The organism is Bradyrhizobium centrolobii (assembly GCF_001641635.1).
Taxonomy (GTDB): domain Bacteria; phylum Pseudomonadota; class Alphaproteobacteria; order Rhizobiales; family Xanthobacteraceae; genus Bradyrhizobium; species Bradyrhizobium centrolobii.
The window spans coordinates 329,308-354,668 of sequence record NZ_LUUB01000079.1; the positions used below are offsets into that span (position 1 = coordinate 329,308).

A 25,361-nucleotide genomic window follows, 5' to 3' on the forward strand; every position below is an offset into this window, starting at 1 on the left:
CCCTGCCGTTGAAGCAGGATCAGATCCGACTCAACGGGCACGCTGTCGAGGCGCGTGTCTACGCCGAGAACCCCACCAAAAATTTCATGCCATCGGTCGGCCGGATCTCGACCTGGCGCTTGCCGGCCGAAACCGGGGGCCTGCGCATCGATGCCGGCTATCGCGAGGGCGATAGCGTCTCGCCCTATTACGACGCGATGCTCGCCAAGATGATTGCGTGGGCCCCGACGCGGGATGTCGCGATCGAGCGGCTGAACCGCGGGCTCGAAGATACCGACGTCCGCGGCATCGTCACCAATATCCCGTTCCTGTCGGCGCTGATGACGCATCCGAAGGTGCGGACCAACGCCGTCGATACCGGCTTCATCGAGCGTGAGCTGGCGGCTCTGACGCCGGCCGCCTCTGCGCCCGGGGAGCTCGAGCTCTGCGCTGCGGTGGCAGCAATCGTGAACGATGAACGCCGGACCACGCAGGCGGACGCAGCTTCGCCCTGGCAGACCTTCGGCTGGATGCCGGTCGGCCGGCGCCAACGCAGCTTCGCCTTCCGCGTCGGCCATGGACCCGAGCAGAAGATCGCGCTGAACTATGGCAGCGGTCCATCGACGCTTGTCATCGGCGAGCGTGAGCTGGCTTTTGCCATCACGCCGAAAGAGAGCGGCTTTGATCTGACGCTCGACGGCGTCAAATCATCGGTTGCGGCCGTGATCGATGGTCACGAGCTTTACCTGCGCACGCGCAACGGTCGCTTCGACCTGCACTGGGTCGATCCGTTCGGCGGCGAGAGCGAGGAGCATGTCGGAGAGGACAAGATTGCCGCGCCACTGCCGGGAACGGTCGTCGCGGTGCTCGCAGAGGAGGGGGCCAAGCTCGAGAAGGGCGCGCCGATCCTGACACTGGAAGTGATGAAGATGGAGCAGACGCTGCGCGCGCCATTCGCGGGCGTGCTGAAGGCGATCAAATGCAAGGTCGGCGACATCGTGCAGGAGGGTGTCGAGCTGGCCGTGGTCGAACCGTCGGGCGAGTGAGGGTGACATGAGCGACCGGGTGCGCATCATCGAAATGGGGCCGCGCGACGGTCTCCAGAACGAGAAGTCCGCCATCAGCGTCGAGGCTCGCATCGCCTTCGTCCAGGCGCTGGTCGCGGCCGGCCTCACCACTGTCGAGGTCGGCGCCTTTGTCTCGCCCAAGGCGATCCCGCAGATGGCAAGCTCGGATGCCGTGCTGCGCGGCGTGAGCCACGTCAAGGGCGCCGAATTCCATGTGCTGGTGCCGAACGAGAAGGGCTATGACGCCGCACGCGCCGCCGGCGCCAAGGTGGTCTCGGTGTTCGCGGCAGCCTCCGAGGGCTTTTCGCGCGCCAATATCAACTGCTCGGTCGCCGAATCCATCGAACGGTTCAAGCCGGTTCTCGCGCGCGCCAAGGCCGACGGCGTCAAGGTGCGCGGTTATATCTCCTGCGTTCTGGGCTGCCCCTTCGACGGCGAGATCAAGCCCAAGGCGGTGGCCGATCTCGCCAAGACACTGTGGGATCTCGGCTGCTACGAGATCTCGCTCGGCGACACCATCGGTGTCGGTACGCCAGGCAAGGCGAAGGCGATGCTGCGCGCGGTCAGCGCCAACATCCCCGTCGCCAGCCTCGCGATGCATTTCCACGACACCTACGGCCAGGCCCTCGCCAATCTCTATGTCGGCATGGAGGAGGGCGTCCGCGTGATCGATTCCGCCGCCGGCGGGCTCGGCGGCTGTCCCTACGCCCCCGGCGCCACCGGAAATGTCGCGACCGAGGACGTCGTCTACATGCTCGAGGGCATGGGGATCAGGACCGGAATCGACATGGAGAGGCTGCTGGCGGCGACGAACGAGATCAGCCGCCTGCTTGGTCGCCCGCCAGTGAGCCGGGTCGCGACCGCGCTGAATGCGAAGAAGAAGCGCGCCAGCTTGTAGTGATCGGTAGGGTGGGTTAGCGCAGCGTAACCCACCACTTTTCTCACTGCGATCGACAGAAGAGGTGGGTTACGCCTTCGGCTAACCCACCCTACGATTAGCGTCACCTGCTCCCGTCCGGCCCCATCACCAGATCGGGCAGCCAGGTCGATATCTCCGGCACGAAGCACAAGAGCAGCACCGCGCCCATCATCAGCAGCACGAAGGGCAGCGTGCCCCAGATCACTTCGCTCAAGGAAATATCTGGCGCAACGTTGCGGATGACGAAGATGTTGAGGCCGACCGGCGGGTGGATCAGTCCCATCTCCATCACGATCGTCATCACCACACCAAACCAGATGATGTCGAAATTGGCAGCACGTAAGGGAGGCAGGATGATCGGCGCCGTCATTAGGATGATCGAGACCGGCGGCAGGAAGAAGCCGAGCACGATGACCATGGCGAGGATCGCGAACAACAGGCCCCAGCGCGGCAGGTGCATCGCGACGATGGATTCGGCGGCCGACTGCGAGATGTGCAGGTAGCTCATCACGTAGGAATAAAGCAGGGACATGCCGATGATCATCATCAGCATGGTCGATTCCCGAATCGTCGACCTCATGATCGGACCGAGATCGCTCGGCTGCCACACGCCATAAATCATCGCGATCAGCGCCAGCGCCAGGAGGCCGCCAAGGCCGGCGGTTTCCGACGGCGTGGCGTAGCCGCCATAGAGCGCGATCATGACGCCGGTCAGCAGCAGCACGAAGGGGATCACGCGTGGCAGCACGCTGAAACGCTCGGCGAGCGTATACTCGTCGCGGATCAGGATCGGCGCCTCGGGTCCGCCGTTCTTGTAGATCGCTTCGGCCGTGGCATATTCCTGGCGGAAGCGGATCACGGCATAGGCGCCGAACAGGCTGACCAGCAACAAGCCCGGACCGATGCCGGCGAGGAAAAGCCGGCCGAGCGACTTTTCCGCCGCCACCGCGAACAGGATCATGGTGATCGAGGGCGGCAGCAGAATGCCCAGCGTGCCGCCGGCGGCGATGATGCCGGCGGCGAAGCCGCCGGAATAGCCGCGCTTGCGCATCTCGGGGATACCGGCCGAGCCGATCGCCGAGCAGGTCGCGGGCGAGGACCCTGCCATTGCCGCAAACAGCGCGCAGGCGAACACATTGGCAACGCCCAAGCCGCCAGGCACGCGATGCAGCCAGGCGTGCAGCGCCGAGTAGAGATCCTGGCCGGCGCGCGACTTGCCGATCGCCGCGCCCTTCAGGATGAAGAGCGGGATCGATAACAGTGTGATCGAGGCCATTTCCTCGTAGACGTTTTGCGTCACCGTATCGAGGGAGGCGGTGGGCATGTAGATGCCCATGAACACGACCGCCACCGCGCCGAGCGCGAATGCGATCGGCATGCCCGAAAACATCACGACCAGCGTTGCGATCCCGTAGGCAAGGCCGATACCGAAGACGCTCATGGCCGCCTGGCTCCAGCAAAGGGCAGCGCAAGCTGCACGATGATCTGCACGCAGAGCAGGCTCATCCCGAGCGCCATCAGCGCGTAGGGAATGGCGAGCGGCGGCGACCACATCGAGTTCGAGACCTGGCCGTCGACATAGGCTTCATGCGCCAGCGTCCAGGATTTCCAGGTGAAGAAGGCGCAGAACAGGAACGTCGCGGCGTCGACGAGCCAGAGCCGGATCCTGTTCGCCAGAGGCGACAACAGGCCGACGAAGGCCTCGATGCCGATATGGCCGCGATGCTGCTGTACATAGGCCGCCGTCATGAAGGTCGCGCCGACCAGCAGGAACACGGCGGCCTCGTCCTGCCAATAATTGGCGGCCTTGAACAGCGCGCGGCTCAGGACGCTGTAGCTCAGGATGGCGCAGGCTGCGACCAGCGCGATCGCCGCGAATACGACGATGATGTTGTTGAGGATGGCGAGACTGCGATCGAGCGCGGCCGCAGGGCTCTTGCCTGCGGCCGCGCCGGTCTGGTCGTCACGATCCGGAAGCGGACCGTGGATCATGCTGCGACGGCGGAGGCGAGCTTGAGGAGGTTCGCCGCGGTCGCGGTCTTGGCGCCGTAGTCCTTCCACGCGGTATCGCGCGCAATGTCGCGCCACTTGCCGACGGTCGCGGCGTCGAGCGCACTGACCTTGGCGCCGGCCTTCTCGTAGACCTTGGCGACCTCGACGTCGTCGTCCTGCGCGCCCTTGCGGCCGAAGGCCTCGAGCTCGGTGCCGACGGCGAGCAGGATGTCCTGATGGTTCTTCGGCAGCTTGTCGAAGATCGCCTTCGACATCATCAGCGGCTCGAGCATGAACCAGTAGGAGGCGCCTGCGCCGGAGGTCAGCGATTTCGCCACCTCTTCGAGCCGGAACGAGATCAGGCTGGTGGAGGAGGTGATGCCGGCATCGCAGGCGCCGGTCTGCATCGCCGCGTAGATTTCGTTCGAGGGCACCGACAGCACCGAGGCGCCGGCGGTCTGGAGCACCATGTCCATCTCGCGCGAGCCGCCGCGCACCTTCATGCCCTTGGCGTCCTCGGGCGAAACGATCGCCTTGGAGCGGCTGGCGACGCCGCCGGCCTGCCAGACCCAGCTCAGGAGGATGATGCCCTTGTCGGCGAGGAAGTCGGTCAGCGCCTTGCCGACCGGCTCCTTCTTCCAGCGCAGGCCCTGGTCGTAGGTGGTCACGAGGCCCGGCATCAGGCCGATATTGGTCTCCGGCAGTTCGCCGCCGGCATAGGGCATCGGATAGAGGCTGATGTCGAGCGCGCCCTTGCGCATCGCGGAGAATTGCGCGTTGGTCTTGATCAGCGAGGAGTTCGGATAGATTTCGGCGGCGATGTCGCCATTGCTGCGCTTGGCCACTTCGGCCGCGAACATGCGGCAGAGCCGGTCGCGGAAATCGCCTTTGTCGATCGTCCCGCCCGGAAATTGGTGCGATATCTTCAGTGTAGTCGCGGCATGCGCGGTGCCGATGCCGAAGCGGAGAATGGCGGGTGCGGCGACGGCGGTCGCGAGCAGGTGGCGGCGCGTGAACATGGATAATCCCCTAGGACTTTCTTGCTTGACGTGGTCTTGAGAGCCGGCTTTAGGCCCATCCTAGCCGTTCTTGGACCAGATATTCTCTAATCTCATAGTTCGAGACCGAATGCGGCAGCAAGTCGCGGCAATGCTGCGCCGCACACTCGCCCTTCGGTCGTCCGCGGCACTTGCACGGGTCAGGCAGGCGAAATTGTGTCGGAATGATCGATTGCGGCCGTGCTTTGGCCGTCGCGAAAAAAAAAGCGCGCCGTTGCGTAACACGCCCCATCCGCGATCCGTCGAGCATGAGGTAGCGGCATACGTCGCTGCCCAACATCACCTCGAAGGGAAGATGAATCATGACCATTCGCTACCGCATCGCGCTCGGCATCTCGGCTGCCGCTCTCTCGCTCGGCCTCGCATTCGCGCCGGCCGCGTTTGCCCAGGACAAGATGGGCAAGGACGACGGCATGATGAAGAAGGAGACGATGTCCAAGGACGGCATGAAGAAGGATTCCATGCACAAGGACGACGGCATGAAGAAGGACACGATGTCGAAGGACGGCATGAAGAAAGACGACGGGATGATGAAGAAGAACTGATCTCATTCCGTCACGCCGGGGCGTCTTACGGAGGCGTACCCGAAATCTCGGGATTCCGGGTGCGGCCCTGCGGACCGCCCCGGAATGACGTGCGCTTCAATTCAATTTCAATTGAAGAGTGTCGGCTTACTTCCGCTTGCCCTTGGCCTTGCGGGCAGCGTACCGCGCGTCGCGCTTGGCCTTCTGTTCGGCTTCGAGCGCTGCCAGCTTGGCGGCAGCTTCCTCGGCCTCGCGGGCAATCCGCGCGGCTTCCGCGGCCGCAGCCTCTTCCTCGCGACGCTTCTGGTCGGCCTTTTCCGCCTCGCGCGTCGCCTTTGCCTCGGCGCGCTTCGCGGCAATCGCCTCGCGCTCGGCGCGCCGAGCCGCAACCGCGGGATCGTCGGGCCCCGGCTGAGATTTGAACTTGTTCAAAAGATTTTTACGGGCTTCCTGCGCCGCCTTTTGCCGGTCTGCGAATCCGGGTTCTCTGAATCCACTCATCGAACGAGCCTTGTCTTCCTCGCTTTCAATCCTACATCACTGGCTGTGGGTACGCCGGCCGCACGAAGCGCGCCGCGTGACGGACATGCGTGTACATCCACGCGCGTCGCGAAGCCACCCATAATCGCAGCCGATCAGGTAGACGAAAAATCGCTGGACCAGCCGATCGTTCGTAGCCCGAAAAAACTGCCGAATTGTGATGTCCCTCATATGGGAGCACGGAGGCGGGCGCCTAGCGTCCGTCGCGCTACGAGACGGAGCACGGGCATGACTTTTTTCGGGTTGAGCCTGAAGGCGCTGACAATTACCTTTGCAGCGGCGGCGCTCGCAGGGGCCGCGCTGCTGTTTGGACGTCCGCAGCCGATCGAAAGTGCCGTTCTGGGTAGCGCCTGGGAGTGCACCCAGACCGCGTTCGTCCTCACGACCTGCGCGCCGCGGGTGCAGCAGGCGGCGCCGGCCATCGAAACGTCACGCAAGGACTTGGTGAGGCCGACCAGAGGCTGATCTGCATGTGACGCGACGTCGCAGAGGTGATAAGCCCGTGCGCCTGCGCGACAAGGTAGCCATGCCCAAGCCCGATCCCGGCGAGAAGCCCAAGGTTCAATCCGAGGCTCAATCCAAGCCCCAAAGCCAACCTCAGTCCGGCGACAGCCGCCGCGCTGCGCTCGCCGGCCTGATCATTGCCGCGGTGATTCTCGGGGTTGGCCTCTGGCTTGCCCGCGACCTCACGGCCGCGAGCAAGATGCAGGATTGCCTGATGTCGGGCCGCACCAACTGCAATGTGATCGAGCCCGCCCGCTGAGCGCGGTTCCGCCGGCTGGTGCCGACGAAAAATTGCCGTGATCTTAATCATTTGTAATGGGACACTGCCGCTCAGGCGGGTCAGTTATGCCGGCCGGCATCACCCCTGTCGCGCGAGAATCGTCTATCGCGCAGGGACCACGGCCATCGAGAAGTAGGGGGTCAAGCACCAATGAGTGCGTCCAACCGCATGAAGATCATCATTCCCTTGGTTTCGGCCATGTCGCTGTTGGCATTTTCGGCGCAGGCGCAGGATGCCGAGCCGGGGAAGGGCGGTCAGCCGCCGGGGCCGGGCGCCGGCGCGCCGCCCCAGAATAATCCGCAGAACATCCGCAAGGGTCCGCCGCCGCAGCAGGCGGCGCGGCCTGCTCCTCCGCCCGGCGGCCAGGCGCACGCAGGCCCCGGTCCGCATGGCGCCGGTGGCCCGCCGCCGGGACGCTATATGGCCCATGGCCCGGCGCCGGCGCGCGATTGGGGCGGGCACCACTATCGCGGCAATCTCGCCTGGGAAGGTGGACGCTGGCGCCATGAGGTCCACAACGGCCGCTCCGGCTGGTGGTGGGACGTCGGCGGCGTCTGGTACTATTATCCGCAGCGCGTGGAAGGTCCGCCCGCCTACATCTCCGAGGATTATGTCGACGACGTGCCGGTGGCCTATGCGCCGCCGCCTCCGGTCGCCTATGCCCCCCCACCGCCTCCACCGCCACCGGCTGATCCCGGCGCGAGCGCCCTCGGCGGGGCCATTGTCGGCGGCGTGCTGGGTGGCCTGATCTCGGGCAACGCAACCGGCGCAGCCGCGGGCGCCGTTCTTGGCGGCGCCACCGGCGCGATCGCCGGCGCGACGGCCGCCTCGCGCCCCGGCTACTATCTCGCAGAGGGGAACTGCTACTACCGCTACCCCAACGGCCAGTATGTGCTCGCCGATCCCCGCGCGTGCTACTGAGCGTCTGACCGACGTTTGATCCGAATGAGGCGCGCCGGTGCCCGCCTCATTTGTCTTTGCAGACGTACGCGTGATGTCGCGCCCTAGGACGCGAGCCAGTTCAAGATCGCGATTGCGAGCCAGATCAGGCCGCCGATCCAGGCGGTCATCACGATGCCGATTGTTGCGAGAGGGGCGCCGCCGAGTAGATCGGGCCCCCGCGGCGACGCTGCGGCGTCAGCCTGTACTGATGTAGCTTCGGCCTCTGGTGTCATGACGTGAACGGCCATCCATGCTGTATCCCGCTCTTCGGAGCGTTGGTGTGCTGTTTAGCGGAGGCGCCTCGTCCAGGCTGTGACGCAATTCACAGATGCGTGCGAAGGGGTGCGGCTTCAACTCATTGTGCGTGCATCGTTCAGAACAATCGCAAGCCTCGGAGCTTACCCAAGTCACGAAGCGATCAGAAGGAGTGTCTTCATGAAACTGGCCGCGATCACTTTGGGACTGGCGCTAGCAATCTCGTCGACAGCAGTTCTCGCACAAAGCAGTGGCGTCTCCCCCGGAGGCGGCGCGTCGACAGGGGCTTCCCCCGGCGGCGTCGGCACATCGAGCGGCGTCTCCCCCGGTTCGACCGGCACCACCACCGGCACCGGCACGGGCGGAGCCATGGGCGGCACGGGCTCCACTGGCGGGATGAACACGACGATCAATCCATCAGGCAACACGCTCTTGCCGAGTGGCCAGAGTCCGTCGCAGCCTGCACCGCCTCCGAATTCGACCACGGGGCGTTGAGCCGATCACTTTACGCGATGACGAAAAATGCGAAGACCGGCGCGGCGATCGTTGCGCCGGTCGCTTGCGTGCGGGCATGCCCTGCAATGCGGCGGTCATCTTTGCGATTGTGGAGCGGGACGGCGTGGGGTATTCCCGCCCATCAATGTAGTTCCACGTCAGCGACAGTCGCGTGCAAAAATTGGGGTACCGCTCGGATGTCGATGGGCTGCGCGCCATTGCCGTCGTCTCCGTTCTCCTGTTCCACTACGGCGTTCCGATACGCGGCGGCTTCACTGGCGTCGACGTGTTCTTCGTCATCAGTGGGTTTCTGATCACGCAGGTTCTGGCCGCCGAAATGGCGGTGGACACTTTCTCGATCGTCGGCTTCTACGACCGACGGATGCGGCGCATCCTGCCGGCGCTGCTGACAATGCTCGGCGCAAGCCTGCTGGCTGGCAAGGTGCTGCTCCTGCCGGGGGAGTATGCCTCGCTTGCGACGAGCGCTGCCGCTGCCGCCTTTGGCGTATCGAACTTCTTCTTTCTTTCCCATACCGGCTACTTCGATCAGGTCGCCGATCTGATGCCGCTCCTGCACACCTGGTCGCTCGCGGTCGAGGAGCAGTACTATCTGGTGTGGCCGCTTTTGCTCTACGTGCTTGCCAAGGGTCGTTCCCAGCCTGTTGTGGCCACCGTCCTTGCGGTCCTCGTCGTCGCGGTGTGTGCCGCGAGCATCGTCTACTTCCGCGTCATTCCGAAGGGCGCGTTCTATATGGCGCCGCCGCGCTCATGGGAGCTTGCGATCGGCGCGCTGCTCGTCTTCCTGCCGCCGATGAATCGCGTCGCCGGCGAGATCGCGGCGCTGGCCGGACTGATTCTCATCGGAATCGGCTTCACAATTTCGCCGGCCAAGTTTCCCGGCGAGTTTGCCCTTTACCCCTGTATCGGTGCGGCGCTCGTTATTTGGCCGCGATCCACGAAAACCACCTCAAGCGAGGTGCTGGGCGTGCTCGCACCAATCGGGCTGATCTCCTACAGCCTGTATCTCTGGCACTGGCCGATCTGGGTATTCTACCGGACCTACATCAACGGAGCCGCCCCGAGCACGACAGAGGCAATCGGCCTCGCGATTGTGTCTCTCCTTGCCGCGGTCCTTTCGTACTTCTACGTGGAGAAGCCCTTCCGCAGACGCCGCTGGAAGCCGCTCCATACCGTTGGTGTCGGCACCGCAGCCATGCTGGCGATGCTCGCCGCCGGCATTTCCATCACCACAGCGAACGGATTGCCACAGCGCCTTCCGGCCGAGGCGCAATCGATGCGCAGTCTCGCCGTCATGTGGGATTGGCCCTGCAAGTTAGAGCCTGTCGATGGGTTCGGCCCCTATTGTGTCTTCGGTGCACCATGGGACACTGCTAAGCACAAATCGATGATCTGGGGCGACAGTCACGCCGAGCATATTGCCCCAATCATCGAAGCTGTTTCTCGCGATCCGGATCGATCGTTTCTCGTGTTCGCAGGCTGCCCCGCCGTTCTCGGTGATGGCAATTTCATCATATCGATTGGGACGCCGGACTATCCGCAACGGTGTGAGAGCATTCATACTCGAGCGATTAAGCTCCTTCAGGATCCTGCGATTGACCAGCTCATACTCGTCTCAAGCTGGCTGGAACTGCCGGATCGAATAGGCAATGGCGACAATCTTTACGGTATCAAGGCTATGCACGATGCGCTGATAAAGCTCATCAGAGAGACATCGATTCCAGGCCGAAGTTTTGTTCTCATTGGCGGCGAGCCGCAAGTACCGCTGCCAGTCATCGAGTGCGCTCATGCCACGATCGCCAAGCTTTGGCGGGCACCCTGCGAGGCAGAGATCAGCTCAACAGATGCACAAACAATCTTACAACGGTCGGCCGTCATCGACGACATGATGACTGAGGTTGCGCGTACGCAGCCAAATATCGATACTATATTTCCAGCTCGCGCTTTGTGCCGGGAGGATGCTTGCGATACTTGGCTTGACGGCGAATTTCTATACCGAGATCCAAGCCACATCAGGCGCAACTTGAAACCCCAGACCAGGCGCGATTTTGCCGCGAAGATCGGACTGACACAGGTCCTGGTCGCGCGATGACGCCAGGCTGGCGGTGGTCTGCAATTCCGGGCTGAACGGCTTTCCGTCCCCCCGCAATCATACGGATGAAACTGCCACGCGCTTGTCCAGATCGACCGGCTAGACTCGGCGCCATGTGTACCAAGTACGATCCGCAGCGCGAAGCCGAGGCGGCGATGAAGCGGGCCGCGGCATCTGAAGGCGCCGACCGGCAGAGGCTGATTCAGCTGGCCCTGGCCTGGCATCAGCTCGCGCGCGAGCGTCGCGAAGAGCAGCCGGGCTGACCGCGCTCCCCGGAATTCCTGACGTCAATCAAGACTGACTTGTCTTCGGCCCCAAGGGGGACGCTCGGACGAGAGTCCGCGCGTTGCGGCTTTTCGCGCCGAAGCGGCGCATGGGGACAGCGGCGCTGGCGCTGTGTGACGGATCGCGTCAAATGGCTTCCGCTGTTGTTTTCAGATCACGGTCGTTGGCAAATCGCGACTAGGAATTCTGCCCGTCATTGCTGGTCTCGGTGCTCTCTGGATAGTTGTCGCGACCGCTCGCAGACCTACTCCGGCACCGGCCGCATCCGCTACACTTGGCAAGCCGGAGTTCGCCGGCTCGAACCCGGCCGGATCTGCTCATGAGAAAAACTCCGTGCTCGGGGTGAAGCACGGAGTCCTTCAATGCCGACCGGGGCTGGCGGGTCGGCACCACTTGATTCGGGTGTTTAATTCGGGTGTCCAACGTGCTGATTGCAGGTTCGTTCCGCGAACCTGTCGATGAAGTTTCCCATTGCGCAATAACGGCGCGTGCCGCTCCCAGCCATTCGCAAGGCACTACGAAGACTTCTTCCGCTTCTTCTTCAGGATTTTCGCCTGGGCCCGGAAGGCCGAGGCCAACGACTTCATCTGGTTGGCCACAAACTGGTCCGCCGCGTCCTGCGCGGCCTTCTCCGCGACGCGCGCCTGCTGTTTGAGCGACTTGGTCGGCTTCATGGGCACCATCTCGCGTACTGGCTGCCTGCTTTCGCCTGTCGTCCTTCTTGGACGCGCCCTTGGCGGTCCTTCGTCTCGGATTGATTGGCCAGGTTCACGTTCATGCCGGTGGTGTCCATCGAACCTTTTCCGTCGCACCATTGGTGTTCTCCGGCCGCTCCATGCCGGTCTGCGGGGCGGGGCCGGTATTCCGGGCGAAGGCCGAGCCGCAGATGAGCGTGAGCGCGGCGACTGCGAGGACCTTGTCCATGGAGGCCTCCTTCACGCAGGATTACCTCCGTGCCGCGGAGTTGTTCCATTTGCGCATCTCGTTTCCGTCCGTAGGCCCGAGCGCGCCACACGAAACGACGGCGACGAAGGAAAGTCATCCCGCACATCGCAGGTTGACGTTCGACAGGCTTGCCTGAACGCAACCCGGAACATTCCATGTGCGGGGACGTTGTGCGCCTATGACCGATCCCGAGTTGCGCGCGCAGTCTTTCGAGATTGCCTGGAAATTCCTCGACCAATCCGGCTTGCTCACAGGTGAGCCCAGGGACTCGGCCCGCTTCATCCTGAGCAAGATCGATCGCATGATGTTGCGCGGAGAGAGACGCAGGTTGCTGCTGTCAAACGCCGCGATCGATGCTTATCGCTTGCGTCCCTTCCTCGTTTCTCTCGACGCATGATCAATCCGAACTGCCGCATCTGTCACGGGCTGGGTTGGGTCTGTGAGAACCACCCAAAGCGCGCCTGGTCGAAACTAGGCTGCCAGTGCGGGGCAGGAGTTCGCTGCAGATGTCAGGATAATCTCGGTGTGGAAGAGCCCTATGCCTCGGAATTTATTCGGCGGGAAACCAGGCATTAACAAGTCGCCCGTGCCCGATCTCGACGATCGTGATTCTGACTTGAGAACAAAGCGGAGTCGGACAGTGAACAAGCAAAGAAGCCCCCGGATGCAGCTTCAACTTTGCGGGAGCAAGCGAGGCGGGGCAGGCAGTCGTAGATCGCTCGGCGCCGGATCCGGGACGATCTCACCACGGCCATTACCGGGTGGTGGGTAACGCTTCAGCTGGTCTTGTCGAAGCATGAGCGCGGTCAAGCTCGCACTGCGCAGAATGTCGCGCGTTGTTAAATCTCTTCGTCGTCGAAGAGATTTCGAGCGAGGCCGTCGCTGATCGCAAATATCACGCCCTCGAATATCCCGGCGACCAGTTCCGGGGCTCGTCTAGCTAGGGCAACACGACGTAATAATGCCGGCCGTTCTCTGCCGGATTGGTTCCGTCGCTGGCCGCGAGCGTAATGTACTTCCAACCATTGCTGCCAAAGGGCTTTGCCTCATATCTGTCGCGAGGGAGCTGTTTTGTGTCTTCGTAGACGACAATGCGATTCCAGTCCTCCTCGGACTCGAACATGTGCGTGTACGCCGTGTACCAACGCGGCGGCTCCCATCGCGGAAATATCTGTTCGACCCTGCTTCCTTGGGGGACCGGCGCAGCATGATAGCCGTGTTTGGCCAAAGCCATGACGGGTAGCATCAGCCCGTAAATCGCAAGACAAATCGCAAGGATGTGCCGAATGTCTCCGCGGGCGATCATGGTAAGGGAGTGCTGCAAATGGTTACGCATTTACTGACCCTGACGCTAAGGAAACTTTAACTTTCGCGCGGCTCTACTTGAGACCATCGACACGTGCCGGGTGTCAAGCCCACAACGACAAGTATCGTTGGATGACTGGCTAAATATCTTGAAACTCAAGCGTTTATTTGGCGATCCCCGATGAGGGGCGCGAGTGGATGCCTTGGGGCAAGCCCAAGGGATTGTGACCGCCGCTGGCGGATGACTTGATAACTGTTAGGCGCGATCCGGCAGATGCAACGTACACGAAGCGCATCGGAAGTTACGGCATCCGCTCGTCAAGAGGCTGCGCCGGGACTTCCGCTGACTTGCGCGCGTTCAATTCAATCAGCGTCCGCCGTCCAACGATTTCAAGACTGCCGAGTGTCGTGCTTTCCTTTGGGCCGGTTGCACCAATCTCTTGGCGACCGATTGAATACAATGGGCTGGGGCGGGCGCACAGCTGTGTCTAAGATGCAACTAGCCCTGTGTTCCAACTCGGAACGTCGGGTACCGGACTCTTCTACGCCCGCGTTCGAGTTACGATTTGAGTGCTGGGGCTGAGATCGGCCGCTTGATTTTAGACCCGGTGGCCGCCCGGTATATTGCGGGCGGCCTTTTATCCTTTTGACGCTGCGATTTGGGTTCTTCCATGGACCGCAATCAAAACTTCGAAGGTCCACGTTGCACCGCGTGCGACAAGCCGCGAACGTTCGTCGGTAGCGAACCAGCCGCCAAGCGGTACGAAATCCGATCGTATGAATGTCCGGCCTGCAAGAGCATGTTGCGGATGGTCGAGCGCACCGAACCCAGCATGTTTCCGCGCTGATCGGGAACCTGACCGATAGAGGCGACTTGGTTCGTTGAACGCTGCTCGGAGGGCTTACCGATGGCGATCGATGCTTTCGCGGGTACAACGCCGCTGTTTCTTCCTGAACGATTTTTCGTCGGGCGGCTCGAAGGTTGGGCGGTGCTGGAGAGTTTGGTCGGCGGACTACTGAAGCGAGCAGGGATAGCTAGCCACGGCGAACTGGATGCGGACACGGATACGCTGGTGTTCATCGAGACATATACGTTCGACGATGGACACAACGACACTTTGCATTGGACGATACGAAAAGGCGAGGCCGGCAAGTACACCGGATTGGAAAACCGACTTGAAGGTGAGGCAATAGGCGAGCAAGCCGGTTGCGCGTTCCATTGGAAGTACACGCGCGACACACCGCAAGCGGGCGGTAGGTCCATCAAGCTGAATTTCGACGATTGGTTCTATGCGATCGATGACAGGACTTGCATCGTTCGTGGCAGTGCCGGGCGAGCGGGTATTCCGTTCGCGACGGCACACGTCACTTATCGGAAGCGCTAAAGCTTCGGCTCTCCCGAACTCTGCACTATAGCCGGTCCTCAGGACAAAAACCGTCTTCATGCCGAACATAGTTGCGCCCCAAAAAGGGCCCGCCGGCTCACGCTGGCGGGCGCTCACGGCGTGCTTAGTTTTGCTTCCCTTGCATGCAGCCAATTACGAAAGATCGCATGTTGTTGCCTCCCTTGGCGTTCTCCATGCCGGAGCTGAACCCGCGCTCTCTTGCAAGCTGCCTGCATTTTTCAAGTTTTGCTTGATTCACCTGGCCCTGCTGAGCGGCGCCTTGCTGAGCTACAGCTGCGGTGGCAATGAAGGTCATGGTGCCGACAGAAATTAATCTAAGCATTCGCAATCTCTCCCTTTGGTTTAAGCAATAACTAAAGACAGAAAATCGAACGGTAGGGTCGGGCGCCGGCTCACGCTGGTGGGCCTTCAACTAAGCCGGCCTCACGGGAGCAGAGAGACGACGCCTAGCAGGCTGACGACGGCCAGCGCCCAAACCAGCGACTGGATTGTCCACGGCCGCGTCATTGCGCTCCGTTCAGATTGCCTGCCCCTCGACAAGCAACTTCAGAACGGATGGCGTTTGTTGAGCTAGATCAAAGGTTGAATATGAGGCAGTGACGGCGCCGTTCGCGTGTGGTCGATCAACGGACGGCCATCGTCGTCGCTTCGCTGCCGCCCGTCAGTATCGCGCCGCGCCGGCCACAGGCCTTGCAGATGAACCGCGGCTCGCCCCTCGAGAGCCCAATGTCGTCCGGTCATTTATCGACCTGCTCGGCCGGGAGCTTCACATTGTGGCTGCACTTGCGATCCTGGGAAGACGAGGAGATCTCGAACGCCAGTGGCTCGCATCTCGCCAGTGATCGAGCAGCTATCGTTCGTCGGACCGGCCGAGACATGCCGCCAAATTATCGATTCCTAGCGGCGCGGAACGAGCGCTAGCTGCTGCTGGTCGTGGGTGTAGAAGACCCAGCCCGGCGTGTGCTTGACGAATATCGTCGCGATCATCCAGAGGATCGACGCCCACACCACGATGAGTGCGACAGCGAGCAAAGTGGTGCGGAGTCCGGCTTTGCGTCGGCGCGCCAATCCGACCGGGCACCAAGTTATTGATTTACAAGCTGAAAAAGGTGGCGATCCCAGCAGGACTCGAACCTGCAACCCGCGGAGTAGAAATCCGCTACTCTATCCAGTTGAGCTATGGGACCGTCCGACGCCGACCTCGGTTAAGGCCTGGCGGTCTTCTACCATGGCAAATATGAAAAATCCGCACGTCCGCCAAGCCTGAACCGAACCGTTTTCACCCCGAAAGCGACAAAGCGGAGCGGCGGGGTGCGTGTTGACCGGCTCCGCGATGCGGCGACAGGGCCGTGTCGCGCCCGGGACATGCCCTGCCGCTACATTTCTCCACTGCCGCCCTGCCTCACGAAGGCGGTTCTTGGCAGCTCTGGGCTTGCCGTACCATGGCGCATGCGACGTATTGCACTTCTGGTTCCATCGCCTTGAGTCCGTCACCTTTCCGCGCACTTCATGCCACCGCGGCGGTCGTCCGCGATCCCGGGAGTCCATCATGATCGGTTTGGTTCGCGCCGTCACAATCTGCGCAACGCTCGCGTTCGGCCTCAGCGCAACTCAGGCCGCGGACAAGGCTTTCAAGCGCGACGATCTCGCCGACTCCGCCATTAAGCTGGAAGCCCAGATCAAGAGCGAGGCCGGGCCGGTGGCCAAGAGCAACGCGACGCTGCGCACCGACGCCGACGCCGCGTTCCGGCGTAGCGATGTCCGCAGTGGCCTGTCGGTCCTCGGCCAGATCGCCGCGACGACGCCTGATGATGCCGGCAACTGGCTGCGGCTTGCGAAGGTCATCTTCCAGATCACGCCGAAGAGCTCGAGCGAGCAGACGTTCCTGCTGGAGCGCGCCTCTACCGCCGCCTACATCGCCTATCAGCGCGCCGGCAATGCCGGGGAGGAGGCCGACGCGCTCGCGGTGCTCGGCAAGTCGCTTGCCGAGCGCAAGCTCTGGCGGCCTGCGCTGGATGCGCTGCGGCTGTCGCTCGACATGCGCGAGGTCGCCGACGTCCGCGGGAGTTACGAAAAGCTGCGCGACGAGCACGGCTTCCGGCTGCTCGACTATACCGTGGACTCGGATTCGGCGAGCCCGCGGGCCTGCTTCCAGTTCTCCGAGGAGCTTGCCAAGCGCACCGACTTCGCGCCGTTCCTGGCACTCGCTGGGCAAGACAAGCCGGCGCTGTCGGCCGAGGGCAAGCAGCTCTGCGTCGACGGGCTGAAGCATGGCGAGCGCTACAACATCAACCTGCGCGCCGGCCTGCCGTCGACCGTCAAGGAGGGCCTGCCGAAATCGGCCGAGTTAAACATCTATGTGCGCGACCGCAAACCCTTCGTGCGCTTCAGCAGTCGCGCCTATGTGCTGCCGAGGACCGGCCAGCGCGGCATTCCCGTGGTCAGCGTCAACACGCCCGCGGTCAATATCAACGTGTTCCGGATCGGCGACCGCAATTTGATCAACACGGTCGTCGACAGCGACTTCCAGAAGACGCTGTCGCGCTACCAGCTCACCGATCTCGGCGGCGAGCGCGGCGTCAAGGTCTGGTCCGGCGAGCTCGCGACCGCGATGACGCTGAACCAGGACGTCACAACCGCATTCCCGGTCGATCAGGCGCTCGGCGAGCTCCTGCCCGGCGTCTACGTGATGACGGCGGCGGCCAAGGGGCCGGGCTCCGACGACGACTACCAGCTCGCCACACAATGGTTCATCGTCTCCGATCTCGGTGTGTCGGCCTATTCCGGCAATGACGGCATCCACGTCTTCGTCAACTCGCTGGCCTCGACCGACCCGGTCGCGAAGGCCGAGGTGCGGCTGGTCGCGCGCAACAACGAGATCCTGGCCGCCCGCAAGACCGACGAGAGCGGCCACGTGCTGTTCGAGGCGGGACTCGCGCGCGGCGAAGGCGGCCTGTCGCCGGCGCTGCTGACGGTCACGGGCGAGAAAGCCGACTATGCCTTCCTCAGCCTGAAGACCAGCGCCTTCGACCTGTCTGATCGCGGCGTGGCGGGGCGCGCGGTGCCGGCCGGCGCCGATGCCTTCGTCTATGCCGAGCGCGGCGTCTACCGCTCCAACGAGACGGTCTTTCTCACGGCGCTGCTGCGCGACGGGCAGGGCAATGCCGTGACCGGCGGACCGCTGACGCTGGTGATCGAGCGCCCCGACGGCGTCGAATTCCGCCGCGCCGTGCTGTCCGACCAGGGCGCGGGCGGTCGCACGCTCTCCGTGCAGCTCAACTCGGCTGTCCCGACCGGCACCTGGCGGGTGCGCGCCTTCACGGATCCGAAGGGCTCCTCGGTCGGCGAGACCACCTTCATGGTCGAGGACTATGTCCCGGATCGGATCGAATTCGATTTGTCCGCCAAGGACAAGCTGATCAAAGCTAACGCTCCTGTGGAGCTGAAGGTCGACGGCCATTTCCTCTACGGCGCGCCGGCCTCGGGCCTCCAGCTTGAAGGCGACATGCTGGTTGCGCCTGCGACCGAACGACCGGGCTTTGCCGGCTACCAGTTCGGCGTCGCGGACGAAGAGACCACCTCGAACGAGCGCACGCCGCTGGAGAATCTCCCCGAGGCCGATGCCAATGGCGTTGCGACCTTCCCGGTGACGCTGGACAAGCAGCCGGCCTCGACGCGTCCGCAGGAGGCGCAGATCTTCGTCCGCATGGCCGAGACCGGCGGGCGCGCGGTGGAGCGCAAGCTCGTGCTGCCGGTCGCGCCAGCCGCTGCGATGATCGGCGTCAAACCGCTGTTCGGCGACAAAAATGTTGCCGAGGGCGACAAGGCCGAGTTCGACGTTGTCTTCGTCTCGCCCGAGGGCAAGACGCTACCCCGCGACGGTCTGCGCTACGAGCTCCTGAGGATGGAGTCGCGCTACCAGTGGTATCGCCAGAACAATTACTGGGAGTACGAGCCGGTCAAATCGACCTCGCGCGTCGCTGACGGTGATCTCGTCGTTGCCGCCGACAAGCCGTCGCGCATTTCGCTCGTGCCACAGCCCGGCCGCTATCGGCTCGACGTCAAGTCGAACGACGCGGACGGCCCGGTGACCTCCGTGCAGTTCGATGTCGGCTGGTACTCCGATGGCAGCGCCGACACTCCGGATCTGCTGGAGACCTCGATCGACAAGCCGCAATACGCCTCCGGCGACACGATGACGGTGTCCGCGAATGTCCGCACCGCCGGGAAGCTCACCATCAACGTGCTCGGTGATCGTCTGCTCACGACGCAGACTCTGGATGTGATGGAGGGCACTGCGCAGGTGAAGATTCCGGTCGGCAAGGACTGGGGCACCGGCGCCTATGTGGTGGCGACGCTGCGTCGTCCGCTCGACGCCGCCGCGCAGCGCATGCCCGGCCGCGCGATCGGGCTGAAATGGTTTGGCATCGACAAGCAGACCCGCACGCTTCAGGTCAAGCTGACCCCGCCGGCGCTGATCCGGCCGAACTCGAGGCTGAAGATCCCGGTCAAGCTCGAGGGTCTGAATCCCGGCGAGGACGCCAAGATCGTCATCGCGGCGGTCGATGTCGGCATCCTCAATCTCACCAACTACAAGCCGCCAGCGCCGGACGACTATTATCTCGGCCAGCGCCGCCTGACCGCCGAGATCCGCGATCTCTACGGCCAGCTCATCGACGGCATGCAGGGCACGCGCGGCCAGATCAAGTCCGGCGGCGATGCCGGGGCGGCCGAGCTCCAGGGCTCGCCGCCCACGCAAAAGCCGCTCGCGCTCTATTCCGGCATCGTCACGGTCGGCGCTGACGGCAGCGCCGACGTGAGCTTCGACATTCCGGAGTTCGCCGGCACGGCGCGCGTGATGGCTGTGGCCTGGACCGCCACAAAACTTGGCCGTGCCAACACCGACGTCGTGATCCGCGATCCCGTGGTGCTCACCGCGACGCTGCCGCGTTTCCTGCTCAACGGTGATCACGGCACGGTCAATCTCGAGATCGACAATGTCGAGGGGCAGGCCGGCGACTACAAGATCAACGTGACGACGGGCGGTCCGGTGAAGATGACCGGCAATCCCGCGACCACCGTCAAGCTCGCCGCCAAGCAGCGCAACTCGTTCTCGCTCGCGCTCGATGCGACGGCCGCGGGGCAGGCGACCCTCGACGTCGACATCACCGGGCCGAATGGCTTAGCGCTGGCCCGCCACTACGCACTCGACGTCAAGGCGGCGACGCAGGTGCTGGCGCGGCGCTCGATCCGTACCCTGGCGAAGGGCGAGAGCCTGACGCTGACCTCGGACATGTTCTCCGACCTCGTGCCGGGCACCGGCAGCGTCTCGGTCTCGGCGAGCCTGTCGACCGCGCTCGATGCGGCGACGATCCTCAAGGCGCTCGACCGCTATCCCTATGGATGCTCGGAGCAGATCACGAGCCGCGCCATGCCGCTGCTCTATGTCAACGAGCTTGCGGCCGGTGTGCATCTGGCCATGGACACCGAGGTCGATCAGCGCATCCGCGACGCGATCGAGCGGCTGCTCGCGCGCCAGGGCTCCAACGGCTCGTTCGGCCTGTGGTCGGCGGGCGGTGATGACGCCTGGCTCGACGCCTATGTCACGGACTTCCTGACCCGGGCCCGCGAAAAGGGCTTTGTGGTGCCGGACGTGCTGTTCAAGAACGCGCTCGACCGCATCCGCAACTCCGTCGTCAACGCCAATGAGCCGGAGAAGGACGGCGGCCGCGATCTCGCCTATGGCCTCTACGTGCTGGCGCGCAATGGCGCGGCGCCGATCGGCGACCTCCGCTATCTCGCCGACACCAAGCTGAGCAACCTCGCGACGCCCATCGCAAAGTCGCAGCTCGCTGCGGCGCTGGCGCTCGTCGGCGACCGCAACCGCGCGGAGCGGGTCTATGGCGCTGCGCTCGACAGCCTCGCGCCGAAGCCGGTGCTGGAGTTCGGCCGCAGCGACTATGGCTCGCAGCTCCGCGACGCCGCGGCGCTGGTCTCGCTCGCAAGCGAAGGCAACGCGCCGAAGGCGACGCTGACGCAGGCCGTGTCGCGGGTCGAGACCGCGCGCGGGCTGACGCCGTACACCTCGACGCAGGAGAATGCGTGGCTGGTGCTGGCGGCGCGTGCGCTCGCCAAGGAGAACCTGTCGGTCGAGGTCGACGGCCAGCCGATCAAGACCGCGCTCTACCGCAGCTACAAAGCCGCGACGCTGGAGGGCAAGCCGCTGAAGATCACGAACACCGGGGACGCGCCGGTGCAGGCGGTGGTCTCGGTCTCGGGCTCGCCGGTCACGCCGGAGCCGGCCGCCTCCAACGGCTTCAAAATCGAGCGCAGCTACTTCACGCTCGACGGCAAGTCCGCCGACATCAGCAAGGTCAAGCAGAACGATCGCTTCGCTGTGGTGTTGAAGATCACCGAGGCCAAACCGGAATTCGGCCACATCATGGTGTCGGACTATCTGCCGGCGGGCCTGGAGATCGACAATCCGAAGCTGGTGTCGTCGGGCGACAGCGGCACGCTGGACTGGATCGAGGACGGCGTAGAGGCAGAAGATACCGAATTCCGCGACGACCGCTTCACGGCGGCGGTCGACCGGGCCTCGGACGCCAAGTCGGTCTTCACCGTCGCCTATGTCGTGCGCGCGGTTTCGCCCGGCAAATACGTGCTGCCGCAGGCCTATGTCGAGGACATGTACAATCCCTCGCGTTACGGCCGCACCGGGACGGGGACGGTCGAGGTGCGGGCGGCGAAGTGAGGCGGATGGTGATATGAACGAAGGAGCCGGCCCTCAGCCTCGTCATTCCGGGGCGGTGCGCAGCACCGAACCCGGAATCTCGAGATTCCGGGTCTGGTCCTTCGGACCATCCCGGAATGACCGCAGCGGAGCAGGGCGGCGCGCTATGCGCGTCCTCTCCGCGCTCGCGCTCGCATTCATCCTTGCCGTCGGCGCCTCCGTCGCCTGGGTCTACTCCCTCGGGCCGCTGCCGCTCGATCAGGCTCGCGCCGTCTCCACCACCGTCGTGGATCGCAACGGAAAACTGCTGCGTGCCTATGCCATGGCCGACGGCCGCTGGCGGCTGCCGGTCGATGCCGAGGCGAACGTCGATCCAACCTATCTGAAGCTGCTGTTCGCCTATGAGGACCAGCGCTTCTATGCCCATGATGGCGTTGATCCGCTCGCGCTCGGCCGCGCCGCAGTGCAGCTTGCGACGCGCTGGCAAATCGTGTCGGGCGGCTCGACCATCACCATGCAGCTGGCGCGATTGATGGAGCCGCGGCGGCAGCGCTCCCTCTATGCAAAGCTGCACCAGATCGTGCGCGCGATCGAGCTGGAGCGCAGCTTGAGCAAGGACCAGATCCTCGACCTCTATCTCGCGCTCGCTCCTTATGGCGGCAATCTCGAAGGCATCCGTGCCGCCTCGATCGCCTATCTCGGCAAGGAGCCGAAGCGGCTGTCGCTGGCCGAAGCCGCGCTGCTGGTCGCGCTGCCGCAATCGCCGGAGACGCGCAGGCTCGATCGTTATCCCGAGGCAGCCCGCATCGCGCGTGACCGCGTGCTCGATCGCATGGTCGAGGAGCATCTGGTCAGCGCCGAGGATGCGAAGCAGGCCAAGGCTGCCCCCATTCCGAAGCTGCGCAAGCCGATGCCGATCCTGGCGCCGCATGCCTCCGACACTGCGCTGGCAACCTTCAAGGATACGCCGATCATCAAGCTGACGCTGGACGCCAATCTCCAGAAGGTGCTGGAGCCGCTGGCGCGCGACCGCGCCGTTGCGCTCGGACCCAACATCTCGGTCGGCATCATCGTCGTCGACAACGAGAGCGGCGACGTGCTCGCACGCGTCGGTTCGGCGGATTATTTCGACGAGAGCCGGGCAGGGCAGGTCGACATGACCCGCGCCATCCGCTCGCCGGGCTCAACCCTCAAGCCTTTCATCTATGGGCTCGCCTTCGAGGACGGCTTCGTCCATCCCGAGAGCCTGATCGAGGACCGTCCCGTCCACTTCGGCTCTTACGCGCCGGAAAATTTCGACATGACGTTCCAGGGCACGGTGCCCGTAAGGAAGGCGCTGCAATTGTCGCTGAACGTGCCAGCGATCGTGCTGCTCGACCGCGTCGGATCGAGCCGGCTGGCGTCGCGGCTGCGGCAGGCCGGCGGCAATCTCGTTCTGCCCAAGGACGAGACCCCTGGGCTCGCGATGGGGCTCGGCGGTGTCGGCGTGACGCTCCAGGACCTTGCGCAACTCTATGCGGGCCTCGCCCGGCTCGGCACCACAAAGCCGCTGCGCGAGGTCATGGCTGGCAAGGACGATCGCGAGCCGATGCGGCTCCTTGATCAGGTGGCGGCCTGGCAGGTCGGCAACGTGCTGCTGGGCACGCCGCCGCCGGAGAACGCGGCCCATAACCGCATCGCCTTTAAGACCGGCACGTCTTACGGCTACCGCGACGCCTGGTCGGTGGGATTTGACGGCCGCATGACCATCGGCGTCTGGGTCGGCCGGCCCGACGGTGCGCCGGTTCCCGGTCTGATCGGTCGCGTGGCCGCCGCACCCATCCTGTTCGACGCCTTTGCCCGGACCGGCAAGACGCTGGCCCCGTTGCCGAAGCCGCCCAAGGGAACCCTGGTCGCCAGCAACACTAAGCTGCCGTTGCCGCTCAAGCGGTTCCGCCCAGTCGGGGAACTCGTGCGGATCGGGGGCGAGCAGGCCCCGCACATCCAGTTCCCGCTGAACGGCTCGCGGATCGACGTAGACCGCACGGGTGGCCAGGAGGCGGCCGCCATGCCGGTCAAGGTCGCCGGCGGCGTCCTGCCGATGACGATCCTGGTCAATGGCACGTCGCTCGGGGAGATCGACGGCCGGCGCCAGCGCCTGATCGATCCGCCCGGTCCGGGGTTTGCCCGCCTGACCGTGATCGACGCCACGGGCGCGGCGGACACAGTTGTCATTCGATTTCAATGATACCGGCTTAAGCGGTTGTGGGGACGGCAGTTTCAGCGTAAGCGGAACCAAATGCCCGAGACCTTTACCCGCCCCCGCTTTGGTCAGCCGCGCGAGCCGAAATCCCCGGTGAATCCGGGCAATCGGCTGGTGCGCCTGATCGATGCCGCCACCGCCAGCCACCCTCGTGCGGTCGGCTTTCTCGTGCTGTGCGCGCTGCTGCTTTTCCTGCCCGGCTTCTTCACCATTCCGCCGATCGACCGCGACGAGGCTCGCTTTGCGCAGGCCACCAAGCAGATGGTCGAGAGCGGCGACTATGTCGACATCCGCTTCCAGGATGACGTCCGCTACAAGAAGCCGGTCGGCATCTACTGGCTGCAAGCTGCAGCGGTTGAAACCGCTTCGGCGCTCAGACTGCCGAAGGCCGAATTGCGCATCTGGGTCTACCGGATACCCTCGCTGATCGGCGCGATCGGCGCCGTGCTGATGACCTACTGGACCGCGCTTGGCTTCGTCACGCGGCGCGCCGCGGTGCTTGCGGCGCTGATGATGTGCGCCTCGGTGCTGCTCGGCGTGGAAGCGCGGCTCGCCAAGACTGACGCGATGCTGCTGTTCTGTGTGGTCGCGGCGATGGGCGCGATGGCTCGGGCCTATCTGTCCTGGCAGCGCGCGGAGGACCAGACGCATCCGCCCTGGAGCTGGCCCGCGATCTTCTGGACCGCGATTGCCGTCGGCATCCTGATCAAGGGGCCGCTGATCCTGATGTTCGCGGGCCTTACCGTGATCGCGCTCGCGATCCAGGACCGCGACTCCTCGTGGCTGTGGCGGCTGCGCCCGGTCTGGGGCCTGATGTGGACGCTGGTGCTGGTGCTGCCCTGGTTCATCGCGATCTTCTGGCGCGCGGGCGATGCCTTCTTCGCCGATTCCGTCGGCGGCGACATGCTCAGCAAGATCGGCGCCCAGGAATCCCATGGCGCGCCGCCCGGGCTCTACCTGCTCCTGTTCTGGATCACCTTCTGGCCGGGCGCGCCGCTTGCGGCGATGGCTGTGCCCGCGGTCTGGCGCGCGCGCCGCGAGCCCGGCGCGCAGTTTTTGCTGGCGTGGCTGGTCCCGTCCTGGATCGTGTTCGAGGCGGTGCTGACCAAGCTGCCGCACTACGTGCTGCCGCTCTATCCGGCGATTGCGATCCTCACGGCCGGTGCGCTGGAACGGCAGGTGCTGTCGCGGTCCTGGCTGATGCGTGGCTCGGCCTGGTGGTTCGTGATCCCGGCTGGCGGCTCGATCATCGCGGTGGTCGGCGCGGTCATGCTGACGCGGCAGCCGGCTTTCGTCGCCTGGCCGTTCATCGCGGCTTCGCTGATCTTTGGCCTGTTCGCCTGGTGGCTCTACGACAACAACCGCGCCGAGCGCTCGCTGCTCAACGCGCTGGTCGCCGCGCTGATGCTGGCGGTGGCGGTCTACGGCATTGTGCTGCCGTCGCTGACGCCGCTGTTTCCGAGCATCGAGATCGCACGCGCCTTGCGCAACGTCACCTGCGTCGGGCCGAAGGCCGCCTCCGCCGGCTATCACGAGCCGAGCCTCGTTTTCCTGACGGGCACCTCGACGCTGCTCACCGACGGTTCTGGCGCGGCAGACTTCCTGCGGCAGGGAAGCTGCCGCTTCGCGCTGATCGAGCAGCGTTCGGAGCGCAGCTTCGTGCAGCGCGCCGAGGCGATCGGGCTGCGCTACAAGGTCGGCGCGCGGATCGACGGCTATAATTTCTCGCAAGGGCGCGCGATCTCGATTTCGATCTTCCGTTCCGAAGGCACCGAGTAGG

Annotated in this window: 23 protein-coding genes, 1 tRNA gene and 1 pseudogene; 13 read left to right on the forward strand and 12 right to left on the reverse strand. The window is 64.2% G+C overall.

All coding sequences use genetic code 11. From position 1 onward, the window contains the following. Both AYJ54_RS52815 and AYJ54_RS27900 read left to right on the forward strand, forming a co-directional pair. A pseudogene (locus AYJ54_RS52815) lies at nt 1–1,025 on the forward strand (acyl-CoA carboxylase biotin carboxyl carrier protein subunit); the annotation flags it as partial. A gap of 7 nt (nt 1,026–1,032) precedes the next feature. After that, complete coding sequence (locus AYJ54_RS27900) at nt 1,033–1,944, forward strand: hydroxymethylglutaryl-CoA lyase (RefSeq protein WP_063703970.1); 912 nt, start codon at nt 1,033–1,035, stop codon at nt 1,942–1,944. Between the two features lie 103 nt (nt 1,945–2,047). On the opposite strand, the gene AYJ54_RS27905 is transcribed toward AYJ54_RS27900, so the two are convergent. From AYJ54_RS27905 to AYJ54_RS27915, 3 genes are read right to left on the reverse strand one after another with little or no spacing between them, the layout of a single operon-like run. Then, nucleotides 2,048–3,406: a TRAP transporter large permease gene (locus tag AYJ54_RS27905; protein WP_063703972.1), complete on the reverse strand. Its 1,359-nt coding sequence runs from the start codon at nt 3,404–3,406 to the stop codon at nt 2,048–2,050. After that, a complete protein-coding gene (locus AYJ54_RS27910; RefSeq protein ID WP_063703974.1) occupies nt 3,403–3,957 on the reverse strand; it encodes a TRAP transporter small permease in 555 nt (184 codons plus the stop codon). The genes AYJ54_RS27905 and AYJ54_RS27910 overlap by 4 nt, the downstream gene beginning before the upstream one ends. Beyond that, entirely contained in the window at nt 3,954–4,976 is a 1,023-nt protein-coding gene (locus AYJ54_RS27915) for a TRAP transporter substrate-binding protein (protein WP_063703975.1), read from the reverse strand. Before AYJ54_RS27915 ends, AYJ54_RS27910 begins: the two co-directional genes overlap by 4 nt. 341 nt (nt 4,977–5,317) lie before the next feature. On the opposite strand from AYJ54_RS27915, the gene AYJ54_RS27925 reads away from it, so the two are divergent. Beyond that, nucleotides 5,318–5,560, forward strand: a complete 243-nt coding sequence (locus tag AYJ54_RS27925) for a pentapeptide MXKDX repeat protein (RefSeq protein WP_063703978.1) — start codon at nt 5,318–5,320, stop codon at nt 5,558–5,560. 126 nt (nt 5,561–5,686) lie between these two features. Here the strand turns inward: AYJ54_RS27925 and AYJ54_RS27930 are convergent, their stop codons facing one another. After that, a complete protein-coding gene (locus AYJ54_RS27930) occupies nt 5,687–6,040 on the reverse strand; it encodes a DUF6481 family protein (RefSeq protein WP_063703980.1) in 354 nt (117 codons plus the stop codon). A gap of 267 nt (nt 6,041–6,307) precedes the next feature. Between AYJ54_RS27930 and AYJ54_RS27935 the strand changes: the two genes are divergently transcribed. The 3 genes from AYJ54_RS27935 to AYJ54_RS27945 all read left to right on the forward strand — a co-directional run bounded on the left by AYJ54_RS27935 (nt 6,308) and on the right by AYJ54_RS27945 (nt 7,784). Then, the gene (locus tag AYJ54_RS27935; RefSeq protein ID WP_063703982.1) at nt 6,308–6,544 is read left to right on the forward strand and encodes a hypothetical protein; all 237 of its coding nucleotides are present in this window, start codon (nt 6,308–6,310) and stop codon (nt 6,542–6,544) included. 61 nt (nt 6,545–6,605) lie between these two features. After that, nucleotides 6,606–6,842 carry a hypothetical protein gene (locus AYJ54_RS27940; protein WP_063704279.1) on the forward strand — a complete coding sequence of 79 codons (237 nt, stop codon included), beginning with the start codon at nt 6,606–6,608 and terminating at the stop codon, nt 6,840–6,842. A 171-nt stretch (nt 6,843–7,013) separates the two neighbouring features. Beyond that, entirely contained in the window at nt 7,014–7,784 is a 771-nt protein-coding gene (locus AYJ54_RS27945) for a hypothetical protein (protein WP_063703983.1), read from the forward strand. A gap of 83 nt (nt 7,785–7,867) precedes the next feature. Here AYJ54_RS27945 and AYJ54_RS27950 read toward each other — a convergent pair whose 3' ends face one another. Then, the gene (locus AYJ54_RS27950; RefSeq protein ID WP_063703985.1) at nt 7,868–8,053 is read right to left on the reverse strand and encodes a hypothetical protein; all 186 of its coding nucleotides are present in this window, start codon (nt 8,051–8,053) and stop codon (nt 7,868–7,870) included. A 159-nt stretch (nt 8,054–8,212) separates the two neighbouring features. Beyond that, complete coding sequence (locus AYJ54_RS27955; protein ID WP_063703987.1) at nt 8,213–8,545, reverse strand: hypothetical protein; 333 nt, start codon at nt 8,543–8,545, stop codon at nt 8,213–8,215. Nucleotides 8,546–8,727: 182 nt separating this feature from the next. On the opposite strand from AYJ54_RS27955, the gene AYJ54_RS27960 reads away from it, so the two are divergent. Together AYJ54_RS27960 and AYJ54_RS51445 are read left to right on the forward strand one after the other, a co-directional pair. Next, on the forward strand, nt 8,728–10,665 hold the full coding sequence (locus tag AYJ54_RS27960; protein WP_082905884.1) for an acyltransferase family protein: 1,938 nt from the start codon (nt 8,728–8,730) through the stop codon (nt 10,663–10,665). Between the two features lie 113 nt (nt 10,666–10,778). Beyond that, nucleotides 10,779–10,928, forward strand: a complete 150-nt coding sequence (locus tag AYJ54_RS51445; protein ID WP_201724263.1) for a hypothetical protein — start codon at nt 10,779–10,781, stop codon at nt 10,926–10,928. A 537-nt stretch (nt 10,929–11,465) separates the two neighbouring features. Here the strand turns inward: AYJ54_RS51445 and AYJ54_RS51450 are convergent. Continuing rightward, nucleotides 11,466–11,624 carry a hypothetical protein gene (locus AYJ54_RS51450; protein WP_201724264.1) on the reverse strand — a complete coding sequence of 53 codons (159 nt, stop codon included), beginning with the start codon at nt 11,622–11,624 and terminating at the stop codon, nt 11,466–11,468. A 100-nt stretch (nt 11,625–11,724) separates the two neighbouring features. Next, the gene (locus AYJ54_RS50865) at nt 11,725–11,874 is read right to left on the reverse strand and encodes a hypothetical protein (RefSeq protein ID WP_161491916.1); all 150 of its coding nucleotides are present in this window, start codon (nt 11,872–11,874) and stop codon (nt 11,725–11,727) included. Between the two features lie 199 nt (nt 11,875–12,073). On the opposite strand from AYJ54_RS50865, the gene AYJ54_RS27970 reads away from it, so the two are divergent. Then, nucleotides 12,074–12,292 (forward strand): hypothetical protein, encoded by a 219-nt coding sequence (locus AYJ54_RS27970; protein WP_063703992.1) that lies wholly within the window; start codon nt 12,074–12,076, stop codon nt 12,290–12,292. A gap of 543 nt (nt 12,293–12,835) precedes the next feature. On the opposite strand, the gene AYJ54_RS27975 is transcribed toward AYJ54_RS27970, so the two are convergent. Beyond that, complete coding sequence (locus tag AYJ54_RS27975) at nt 12,836–13,231, reverse strand: hypothetical protein (protein ID WP_063703994.1); 396 nt, start codon at nt 13,229–13,231, stop codon at nt 12,836–12,838. An 877-nt stretch (nt 13,232–14,108) separates the two neighbouring features. Here AYJ54_RS27975 and AYJ54_RS27980 point away from each other — a divergent pair. Further along, complete coding sequence (locus AYJ54_RS27980; protein WP_063703996.1) at nt 14,109–14,585, forward strand: DUF3833 family protein; 477 nt, start codon at nt 14,109–14,111, stop codon at nt 14,583–14,585. Between the two features lie 124 nt (nt 14,586–14,709). Here the strand turns inward: AYJ54_RS27980 and AYJ54_RS27985 are convergent, their stop codons facing one another. The 3 genes from AYJ54_RS27985 to AYJ54_RS27990 all read right to left on the reverse strand — a co-directional run bounded on the left by AYJ54_RS27985 (nt 14,710) and on the right by AYJ54_RS27990 (nt 15,793). Further along, a complete protein-coding gene (locus AYJ54_RS27985) occupies nt 14,710–14,928 on the reverse strand; it encodes a hypothetical protein (RefSeq protein WP_063703997.1) in 219 nt (72 codons plus the stop codon). A gap of 575 nt (nt 14,929–15,503) precedes the next feature. Next, nucleotides 15,504–15,638 (reverse strand): hypothetical protein, encoded by a 135-nt coding sequence (locus AYJ54_RS53540; protein WP_283808712.1) that lies wholly within the window; start codon nt 15,636–15,638, stop codon nt 15,504–15,506. Nucleotides 15,639–15,716: 78 nt separating this feature from the next. Next, nucleotides 15,717–15,793, reverse strand: a tRNA-Arg gene (locus AYJ54_RS27990). Between the two features lie 362 nt (nt 15,794–16,155). Between AYJ54_RS27990 and AYJ54_RS27995 the strand changes: the two genes are divergently transcribed. The 3 genes from AYJ54_RS27995 to AYJ54_RS28005 all read left to right on the forward strand — a co-directional run bounded on the left by AYJ54_RS27995 (nt 16,156) and on the right by AYJ54_RS28005 (nt 25,360). Next, the gene (locus AYJ54_RS27995; RefSeq protein ID WP_063703999.1) at nt 16,156–21,360 is read left to right on the forward strand and encodes an alpha-2-macroglobulin family protein; all 5,205 of its coding nucleotides are present in this window, start codon (nt 16,156–16,158) and stop codon (nt 21,358–21,360) included. Nucleotides 21,361–21,505: 145 nt separating this feature from the next. Continuing rightward, nucleotides 21,506–23,566: a penicillin-binding protein 1C gene (pbpC, locus tag AYJ54_RS28000; RefSeq protein WP_063704000.1), complete on the forward strand. Its 2,061-nt coding sequence runs from the start codon at nt 21,506–21,508 to the stop codon at nt 23,564–23,566. Between the two features lie 51 nt (nt 23,567–23,617). Then, entirely contained in the window at nt 23,618–25,360 is a 1,743-nt protein-coding gene (locus tag AYJ54_RS28005; protein ID WP_063704002.1) for an ArnT family glycosyltransferase, read from the forward strand. Nucleotide 25,361 lies beyond the last annotated feature (1 nt).

Bases quoted from the DNA above. Each gene is read 5' to 3' on its own strand.
- AYJ54_RS27900 (WP_063703970.1), top strand. From the start codon at position 1,033: ATGAGCGACCGGGTGCGCATCATCGAAATGGGGCCGCGCGACGGTCTC.
- AYJ54_RS27905 (WP_063703972.1), bottom strand. From the start codon at position 3,406: ATGAGCGTCTTCGGTATCGGCCTTGCCTACGGGATCGCAACGCTGGTC.
- AYJ54_RS27910 (WP_063703974.1), bottom strand. From the start codon at position 3,957: ATGATCCACGGTCCGCTTCCGGATCGTGACGACCAGACCGGCGCGGCC.
- AYJ54_RS27915 (WP_063703975.1), bottom strand. From the start codon at position 4,976: ATGTTCACGCGCCGCCACCTGCTCGCGACCGCCGTCGCCGCACCCGCC.
- AYJ54_RS27925 (WP_063703978.1), top strand. From the start codon at position 5,318: ATGACCATTCGCTACCGCATCGCGCTCGGCATCTCGGCTGCCGCTCTC.
- AYJ54_RS27930 (WP_063703980.1), bottom strand. From the start codon at position 6,040: ATGAGTGGATTCAGAGAACCCGGATTCGCAGACCGGCAAAAGGCGGCG.
- AYJ54_RS27935 (WP_063703982.1), top strand. From the start codon at position 6,308: ATGACTTTTTTCGGGTTGAGCCTGAAGGCGCTGACAATTACCTTTGCA.
- AYJ54_RS27940 (WP_063704279.1), top strand. From the start codon at position 6,606: ATGCCCAAGCCCGATCCCGGCGAGAAGCCCAAGGTTCAATCCGAGGCT.
- AYJ54_RS27945 (WP_063703983.1), top strand. From the start codon at position 7,014: ATGAGTGCGTCCAACCGCATGAAGATCATCATTCCCTTGGTTTCGGCC.
- AYJ54_RS27950 (WP_063703985.1), bottom strand. From the start codon at position 8,053: ATGGCCGTTCACGTCATGACACCAGAGGCCGAAGCTACATCAGTACAG.
- AYJ54_RS51445 (WP_201724263.1), top strand. From the start codon at position 10,779: ATGTGTACCAAGTACGATCCGCAGCGCGAAGCCGAGGCGGCGATGAAG.
- AYJ54_RS51450 (WP_201724264.1), bottom strand. From the start codon at position 11,624: ATGAAGCCGACCAAGTCGCTCAAACAGCAGGCGCGCGTCGCGGAGAAG.
- AYJ54_RS50865 (WP_161491916.1), bottom strand. From the start codon at position 11,874: ATGGACAAGGTCCTCGCAGTCGCCGCGCTCACGCTCATCTGCGGCTCG.
- AYJ54_RS27970 (WP_063703992.1), top strand. From the start codon at position 12,074: ATGACCGATCCCGAGTTGCGCGCGCAGTCTTTCGAGATTGCCTGGAAA.
- AYJ54_RS27975 (WP_063703994.1), bottom strand. From the start codon at position 13,231: ATGCGTAACCATTTGCAGCACTCCCTTACCATGATCGCCCGCGGAGAC.
- AYJ54_RS27980 (WP_063703996.1), top strand. From the start codon at position 14,109: ATGGCGATCGATGCTTTCGCGGGTACAACGCCGCTGTTTCTTCCTGAA.
- AYJ54_RS27985 (WP_063703997.1), bottom strand. From the start codon at position 14,928: ATGCTTAGATTAATTTCTGTCGGCACCATGACCTTCATTGCCACCGCA.
- AYJ54_RS27995 (WP_063703999.1), top strand. From the start codon at position 16,156: ATGATCGGTTTGGTTCGCGCCGTCACAATCTGCGCAACGCTCGCGTTC.
- pbpC (WP_063704000.1), top strand. From the start codon at position 21,506: ATGCGCGTCCTCTCCGCGCTCGCGCTCGCATTCATCCTTGCCGTCGGC.
- AYJ54_RS28005 (WP_063704002.1), top strand. From the start codon at position 23,618: ATGCCCGAGACCTTTACCCGCCCCCGCTTTGGTCAGCCGCGCGAGCCG.